Source organism: Nocardioides zeae, from assembly GCF_010686755.1.
Classification (GTDB): Bacteria; Actinomycetota; Actinomycetes; order Propionibacteriales; family Nocardioidaceae; genus Nocardioides; species Nocardioides zeae.
The window spans coordinates 1-1370 of the sequence record NZ_JAAGXA010000031.1 but is presented as its reverse complement, the minus strand read 5'-3'; the positions used below and the strand labels follow the sequence as shown (position 1 = coordinate 1370).

The following is a 1370-nucleotide window of genomic DNA, read 5'->3' as shown; positions in this document are numbered from 1 at the left end:
GGCGGTGTCCATCGGTCTAAGCAACGGTCATGCTGCTGCCGGGTTGGCGAGCAGCTCGGCCAGCGCTTGGGCTGGTGTCCGTAGGTCGAGGGTAGGTCGTGGGCGTTGGTTGAGGGTTGCGGCGATCCGGGCGAGGTCGTCGGCGGTGTGCACGGACAGATTGGTGCCCTTCTCCAGCCAGAACCGTAGGAGCCGGTTGGTGTTCTCGTTGGTGCCGCGTTGCCACGGCGAGCGGGGGTCGCAGAAGTAGACGGGCATCTCGAGTTGGGCTTCGATGTCGCGGTACTTGGCCAGCTCGGCGCCGCGGTCCCAGGTCAGCGAGCGGCGCAGGTGTTCGGGCAGCTTGCTCATCTCGCGGATCATGGCCTCAGCGACGGAGTCGGCGTCGTGGCGTCCGGGCAGGTGGAGCAGGATCACGAACCGGGTGGTGCGTTCGACCAGGGTGCCGACCGCTGAGGTGTTGCCGGCACCGAGGATCAGATCGCCCTCCCAGTGCCCGGGCACGGCGCGGTCGGCGACCTCGGCGGGGCGCTGGCTGATGGTGAATGCCTCGCGGTAGCGGCTGCTGCCGCGGCCATCGACGCTGCCGTGCGGTTTGCGTGCGCGGCGTTTGCTCAACAGCTTCGCGGCCAGGTCCTGGCGCAGGCCTTGGCGCAGGGTGCCGCGGGTCTGGACGTAAAGCGCGCGGTAGATGGTCTCGTGCGACACGCGGTCCATGATCGTGTGCGGGTGCTTGCGGCGCAGCATGGCCGCGATCAGACCTGGGGACCAGCCGTCGTCCATCCAGGTCTCAATCTGTCGACACAGGCTCGGGCTGGCGGCGAGCTTGAACGACTTGGGTCGGCGCCGGCGCTCGTGCGCGGCGCGGTGCGCTACGGGCGCCCAGTAGGACCCGTCCGGCCCGCGGTTACGAGCGACCTCGCGCCACACCACGGACTTGTCCCGACCGATCAGTCGCCCGATCTGAGCGTAGGTACATCCACACATCAACCCGACCGCGATCGCGGAGCGGTCCTCGCTGCTCAACGACCGCCGCTGCCGCTCACCGCCCTGGCCGCGCTCACCACCGCTAGCAGGACCCAACGGCCGGACCGGCCCCACCGGCCCATACGCACCGGGCACACGCGGCGGCGCCGTGCCGGGAAGTCCACCAACAGCACCCAACTGGATCACCGGAGTCACAAGACCCGAGGATCGCCACCAGTTCGTCGCTGCCTCGATCGACACCCCGACAACCCGCGCCGCTCTGTGCAACGAGAACCCACCACAGACCAACTCGAAGAACTCATCACGCGTCTCATACGAGAACACCTTCGGCAACGCCCACACCCCTCATCAAGCAGGCGTTGCTTAGACCGATGGACTCCGCC

General features: G+C 68.2%; 1 protein-coding gene. It reads right to left on the bottom strand.

The window, feature by feature from the left end; translation table 11 throughout:
- Positions 1 to 27: 27 nt before the first annotated feature.
- The gene (locus G3T38_RS20820) at positions 28 to 1320 is read right to left on the bottom strand and encodes an IS30 family transposase (RefSeq protein WP_163774835.1); all 1293 of its coding nucleotides are present in this window, start codon (positions 1318 to 1320) and stop codon (positions 28 to 30) included.
- Positions 1321 to 1370 lie beyond the last annotated feature (50 nt).